The sequence below is a fragment of the Actinokineospora sp. genome, assembly GCF_050699995.1.
Lineage (GTDB): Bacteria > Actinomycetota > Actinomycetes > Mycobacteriales > Pseudonocardiaceae > Actinokineospora.
The window spans coordinates 1-5,907 of sequence record NZ_JBOHGC010000551.1 but is presented as its reverse complement, the minus strand read 5'-3'; the positions used below and the strand labels follow the sequence as shown (position 1 = coordinate 5,907).

The window sequence follows — 5,907 nt, the reverse complement described above, 5'->3', positions numbered from 1 at the left end:
GACGCCGACCGGCACACCATCACCTACTCAGAGCGCAACAGTTGGTACCCCCGGATGTGGCGAACGCGGCACACTGGGCGCATGAGTTCAGGATTGATCGACCTGAAACCGTCCGCCGACCGCGTGGCGGCGCTGCTGCCGAACGTCGACGACTCCACCCTCGACGGGCCGACGCCGTGCGCCGAGTACCGCGTCCGCGAACTCCTCGGCCACCTCGACGGTCTGAGCGCCGCCTTTCGGGCCGCCGCCGACAAGGAGTTCGGCCCGCTCACCGACACCGACCCGGGGGAGTCGACACCCAAGTTGGAGTCGGGTTGGCGCGAGCGGCTGCCGGAGCGGCTCGACGCGCTCGTCGCGTCCTGGGGCAAGGCGGGCGCGTGGGAGGACATGAACCGCGCGGGCAACGTGGACCTGCCCGCTGAGGTGATGGGCATCGTCGCGCTCAACGAGATCACCCTGCACGGCTGGGACCTGGCCGCCGCCACCAGCCAGGACTACCGCTGCGACGACGAGACCGCCGAGATCCTCCTCGGATTCGTGACGCAGTTCACCGACGAAGACCGCGGCACCACCTTCGGCCCGGCGCTGCCGGTGCCGCGGGACGCCCCCGTGTTCGATCGTGTGCTGGCACTGAGCGGTCGAGATCCTGGCTGGTCGCGCCCAGGAACGTGATCCACGATCCTGCAGTGTGAGCAAGTTGGCACCGGGTACGTGCGCACGTGCCCGGCGAGAGATACTGACGGTCGGCACGCAGTTCCCGGTGCGTGTCGGACACCATGAAGGAGCAGGAGACCGCAGTGACCTACGTGATCGCCGAACCCTGCGTCGACGTTTTCGACAAGGCATGTATCGAGGAATGCCCCGTCGACTGCATCTACGAGGGCGACCGGATGCTTTACATCCACCCCGACGAGTGCGTGGACTGCGGCGCGTGCGAACCGGTCTGCCCCGTCGAGGCCATCTACTACGAGGACGACGTGCCCGACCAGTGGTCGGCCTACACCAAGGCCAACGTCGACTTCTTCGACGACCTGGGCTCACCCGGCGGCGCGTCCAAGACCGGCAAGGTCAGCGCTGACCCGGACTGGATCAAGGCGCTGCCCCCGCAGGCCTCGCACGAGTGAACCCAGCCTTTCCGGAGCTGCCGGATTTCCCCTGGGACTCGCTGGCCGACCACGCCGCCCGCGCTCGCGCGCACCCGGACGGCGTGGTCGACCTGTCCGTCGGAACCCCGGTCGACCCGGTCGCCCCGCTGATCCAGGCGGCGCTGAGTTCGGTCGCGGAGGTCCCCGGCTACCCGACGACCCATGGCATCCCGGCCCTGCGAGACGCCGCAGTGGCCGCTTTGGCTCGTCGGCACGGTGTGACCGGGCTCGACCCGACCGCCGTGCTGCCGACGATCGGCTCGAAAGAGCTGGTCGCGTGGCTGCCGACGCTGCTGGGCGCCCGGGGCCGCACGGTCGTCATCCCGGAACTGGCCTATCCGACGTATGAGGTCGGCGCGCTCTTGGCGGGCGCGGACATCGTCCGGTCGGATGGGATGGTGGCCCTGGGGCCTGCCGCGCCCGCCCTGGTCTGGCTCAACTCGCCGTCCAACCCGACCGGGCGGGTGCTTCCGGTGGAGCACCTGCGCAAGGTCGTCGAGTGGGCGCGCGAGCGCGGGACGATCGTGGTGTCGGACGAGTGCTATCTGGCGCTGGGCTGGACCGCCGACCCGGTGTCGGTGCTGCACCCGGATGTCTGCGGCGGTGACGTGACCGGGTTGTTGGCGGTGCACTCGCTGTCGAAGTCGTCGAGCCTGGCGGGGTATCGCGCCGGGTTCGTGACCGGTGACCCGGCTTTGGTCGCCGGCCTGCTGGAGGCGCGCAAGCACGCGGGCATGATCGTTCCGCTGCCGGTGCAGCACGCGATGCTGGCCGCGCTGTCGGACGACACGCATGTGGCTGAGCAGAAGGCGCGCTTCGGCCGCCGCCGCGAGGTGCTGCTGCCCGCGCTGGAGGCGGCGGGCTTCACGGTGTCGCACTCAGAGGCCGGCCTCTACCTGTGGTCCACTCGCGGGGAGTCCGCTTGGGACACCGTGTCGTGGCTGGCTGAGCGCGGGATTCTCGTTGCCCCTGGGACGTTTTACGGTCCCTCCGGCGGGAATCACGTCCGGATCGCGCTGACCGCCACCGACGAGCGCATCGCCGCTGCCGCCGCGCGCCTGGCGGGCTGAGCCCACCCTGCTCAGTCCGCGGTCGCCTGGACGCCGCGGATTTCGCCGCCGCGGAACGCGTCCACGAACGAGCGGTGGTCCTGCCGGGTCTGTTCGGCGTAGCGCATGGCGAAGTCGACGATCGATTCGGTGAAGTCCTGCACGCGGTCGCCGATGGCCGACGCGATCGCCTCCTCGCTTTGGAACTCCACCAGTGTCTGTTCGGAGTCCTCATCGGACACACAGTGCATCTTCGCGGTGGCGCGGCCCAGGTAGGTCAGGACCGGCAGCATGTCCGCCGGTTCCGTCAGTTCCGACCAGTCCAGGTCCGAGGTGTACGGGGACAGTTCCGCGACCACGAAACCGATGCCGTCGACGTCGGTGTGGCCGAGCCACGGGTCGGCGTGCGCCTGCAGGGCGCGCTGCGAGACGGCGGTGCGGTGGCCGTGGTGGCGGAAGTACCCGCGGATTCGCTCGTCGTCGACGATCCGGCTCGGGGCGGCGATGTTCGCCTGCTTCATCGACAGCACGACGTCGTTCTCCAATGCCTGGGTGCGGCCCTCGACCAGCACGTTGTACGCCGGGAGGCCCGCCGAGCCGATGCCGAAGCCGCTGCGACCCACCACGTCCTTGACCCGGTACGTGATGCTGCTGCCCGCCCGCTTGCCCGTGGGGATCGTGTCGAGGTAGCGGTCGAAGGCCTGTTCCACCTTGGCCCGTTCGTCGTCGCCGAGTTCACGGGTGCCGGGGCCGATGCGGAACCGCCGGTCGAAGTCCTGGACGGTGGTCAGCCGGTCGAGCAGTTCCACCCGGGTGGCCAGCCGGGCCCGCAGCAGGACGTCGTGGAGGACGCCCTCGGTGCTGTCCAGGTGCAGGCTGAACATCTCGTCGCCCGGTTTGTCGGCGAACGCGCGGACCTGGGCCACGTAGGCGTCGGTGTACGCGCGGATCAGCTTGGTGATCGTGTCGTCCGACAGTGCCTTGGTCCAGCCCATCAGCGCGAGGCTGGCGGCGAACCGGCGGACGTCCCAGGTGAAGCAGCCGAGGTAGGCCTCGTCGAAGTCGTTGACGTCGAACACGAGCGTGCCCGAGTCGTCCATGTAGGTCCCGAAGTTCGCCGCGTGCAGGTCGCCCTGGATCCAGACGCGGCTGGTGCGCCCGTCGGACCACTCGTCGGGCTCGTCGGCCATGTCGGCGTAGAACAGGCACGCGCTGCCCCGGTAGAAGGCGAACGGCTCCGCGGCCATCTTGCGGAACTTGTGCCGGAACGCGACCGGGTCGGCGGCCATCAGGTCGGCGAAGGCGTCCTGCAGCACGTGCACGATCCGCGCTCGGCGCAGTCGGTCCTCGGCCACCGGGCCTCCCGTCCTCGGACGCCGACTGTAACCACGTCGGGGAGCCAGGGGAATCAGTCGAGTGCGGCCTTGGCCGTCTCGTCGACCTTGTCCAGCGCCTCGCGCCAGCGGGAGCGGCGGTCGGCCTTGCGGGTGCGCTCACGCTCGACCAGGCGGCCCGCCACGAAGATCACCTCGGGGTCGGTGTGCTCGCCGACCAGGCGTCGGATGGTCTCTTCGGCGATCACCGCGTCCTGGTGGTCGCCCAGCAGGTCTTGGAACAACTTGGTCGCCGCGACCAGGGCGCGCACCCGCTTCTTCTCCGTCACCGCGGCCAGCTCGGCGGCGTAGCGGAGGCGTTTGCCCTGGATACGCAGGGAATGCAGGTCGTCGTCGATGGGGTCGTCGCCGATCGCGTCGGCGGCCTTCATCAGCTTCTTGTGCGGCTTCCTGATCACCTCGATCAGGGCCGTCTCCTGCTCGACCTCGGCTCCCGGCAGCGGAGCCGACATCGCTGCGGTCGCCAGGGACCGCAGCGCCCCCTGGAACCGCTTGCTCCGCAAGGTCGCCACCATTCGCCTGCGGGCCGCCGAGCGGTCGGTGACCAGGCCCTTCAACAGCGACTCGACCGCCGCCTGCTCGTCCTCGTCGAAGCCCGCGGCCTGCGAGCGCAGGTGGTCGAGCTGGACATCGAAGTCGCGGACGGCCCCCAACGAGCCGCCCAGCCACTTCAGCACACGCTGCAGCGCGTCGGTGTCGGGGACGGTGCCGTGGTCGGCCTTGAGGGCCGCCCGGGCCCGCCGGACGGCCACCCGCAGGGCGTGGACGTGTTCCGGGTCGGTCCCGACCCTGGCGCCCTCGGTGTGCGCGAGCAGCTCACGTGCCTGCTCGTCGAGCCGGGCGCGGATGTGCGACGCCGCCGGGTCCTTGTGTCCCGCGGTGAGCGGTTCCCCGGGCAGACCCAGGTCAAGGGAACTCTGTGGCGTCTTCATCCCTGTCATCCCGACAGAGTAGTCAGTCGTTCGCGTGCAGTGCCGCGTTGAGCTCGACGCCCGTGCCCGAGCGGTTGACGACCTCGACCGCGCCGTTCGTCGAGTTGCGCCGGAACAGCAGGCCCGACTCGCCGGACAGCTCGCGGGCCTTGACCAGCTTGCCGTTGGGCAGCGCGACCTTGGTGCCCGCGGTGACGTAGAGGCCCGCCTCGACCACGCAGTCGTCGCCCAGGGAGATGCCGACGCCCGCGTTGGCGCCCAGCAGGCAGCGCTCGCCGAGGCTGATGGTCTCCTTGCCGCCGCCCGAGAGCGTGCCCATGATCGACGCGCCGCCGCCGACGTCGGAGCCGTCGCCCACGACGACCCCGGCGGAGATGCGGCCCTCGACCATCGACGCGCCCAGCGTGCCCGCGTTGAAGTTGACGAAGCCCTCGTGCATGACGGTGGTCCCGGTGGCCAGGTGCGCGCCGAGGCGGACCCGGTCGGCCTCGGCGATGCGGACGCCGGTCGGCATGACGTAGTCGACCATCCGGGGGAACTTGTCCACACCGAACACGGTGACCTGGCCGCGGCCGCGCAGCCGCAGCCGGGCGGTCTCGAAGCCCTCCACCGGGCACGGCCCGTGATTGGTCCACACGACGTTGGCGAGCAGGCCGAAGATGCCGTCGAGGTTCTGCCCGTGCGGGCGGACCAGCCGGGCCGAGAGCAGGTGCAGCCGCAGGTAGGCGTCGTGGGCGTCGGCGGGCGGGCGCTCCAGGTCGTCGATCACGGTGAGGACCGCGACGACCTCGACACCGCGGGCAGGATCCGGCCCGATCAGCTCGGTGACGCCCGCACCTAGTTCCTCGGCGGCCTCGGCGGCGGAAAGCCTGCGCGTGCCCGCGGCCTGGGTCGCCCCGAGCTTCGGGTGCGGGAACCAGGTGTCGAGCACCGTTCCGTCGGTGGTGACGGTCGCCAGACCGAAGCCGTGCGCACCCTTGGTCTCTGCTGCCTCTGCGCTACTCACGCACCACAGGCTAGTCAACCCGCGGGGAGCAGGCAGCGCCCACCGGGACCAGGATGAGGCGTCGGGCGACACGGCATGAGAACTCTGCTTGACCACGGGCGTTCACCCACGGCGGCGGCGCATAGCCGAATCGGGAAGATCGCGGTGTGCGTACCCGGAATCTGTTTCACCGCAAGCCATTTCCCGTTGTTGACACCATCGTGTGACACGAGTCGTCGAGGTCGGGATCTGGGCCGGGATTGTCGGTGGTCGCGGGGAGACTTGGTGGCATGGCGGAGCTGGAGATCCATCACAACGACCCGGACAGGTTCTGGGCCTCGCGTGGACCCGCGCTGACCGCTGAGCTCGTGACCGCCGTGGGTGAGGCCCGTGCGGCGATGG

The 5,907-nt window shown here is 70.2% G+C and carries 6 protein-coding genes; 3 read left to right on the top strand and 3 right to left on the bottom strand.

The features are described from left to right. The first annotated feature begins 81 nt into the window (after positions 1–81). From ACRDSQ_RS26765 to dapC, 3 genes are all read left to right on the top strand, one after another. On the top strand, positions 82–672 hold the full coding sequence (locus ACRDSQ_RS26765) for a TIGR03086 family metal-binding protein (RefSeq protein WP_431424770.1): 591 nt from the start codon (positions 82–84) through the stop codon (positions 670–672). A gap of 125 nt (positions 673–797) precedes the next feature. Further along, entirely contained in the window at positions 798–1,124 is a 327-nt protein-coding gene (gene fdxA, locus ACRDSQ_RS26760; RefSeq protein ID WP_091379400.1) for a ferredoxin, read from the top strand. After that, a complete protein-coding gene (gene dapC / locus ACRDSQ_RS26755; RefSeq protein ID WP_431424769.1) occupies positions 1,121–2,215 on the top strand; it encodes a succinyldiaminopimelate transaminase in 1,095 nt (364 codons plus the stop codon). Before fdxA ends, dapC begins: the two co-directional genes overlap by 4 nt. An 11-nt stretch (positions 2,216–2,226) precedes the next feature. Here dapC and ACRDSQ_RS26750 read toward each other — a convergent pair whose 3' ends face one another. The 3 genes from ACRDSQ_RS26750 to dapD all read right to left on the bottom strand — a co-directional run bounded on the left by ACRDSQ_RS26750 (position 2,227) and on the right by dapD (position 5,526). Then, on the bottom strand, positions 2,227–3,483 hold the full coding sequence (locus ACRDSQ_RS26750; RefSeq protein ID WP_431424771.1) for a DUF2252 domain-containing protein: 1,257 nt from the start codon (positions 3,481–3,483) through the stop codon (positions 2,227–2,229). Positions 3,484–3,602: 119 nt separating this feature from the next. Then, on the bottom strand, positions 3,603–4,529 hold the full coding sequence (locus tag ACRDSQ_RS26745; RefSeq protein ID WP_431424767.1) for a CHAD domain-containing protein: 927 nt from the start codon (positions 4,527–4,529) through the stop codon (positions 3,603–3,605). A 13-nt stretch (positions 4,530–4,542) separates the two neighbouring features. Next, the gene (dapD, locus tag ACRDSQ_RS26740; protein WP_431424765.1) at positions 4,543–5,526 is read right to left on the bottom strand and encodes a 2,3,4,5-tetrahydropyridine-2,6-dicarboxylate N-succinyltransferase; all 984 of its coding nucleotides are present in this window, start codon (positions 5,524–5,526) and stop codon (positions 4,543–4,545) included. Between the last annotated feature and the right edge of the window lie 381 nt (positions 5,527–5,907).

Excerpts from the sequence above, each read along its gene's own strand:
- ACRDSQ_RS26765 (WP_431424770.1), top strand. The coding sequence starts at position 82 with ATGAGTTCAGGATTGATCGACCTGAAACCGTCCGCCGACCGCGTGGCG.
- ACRDSQ_RS26750 (WP_431424771.1), bottom strand. The coding sequence starts at position 3,483 with ATGGCCGCCGACCCGGTCGCGTTCCGGCACAAGTTCCGCAAGATGGCC.
- ACRDSQ_RS26745 (WP_431424767.1), bottom strand. The coding sequence starts at position 4,529 with ATGACAGGGATGAAGACGCCACAGAGTTCCCTTGACCTGGGTCTGCCC.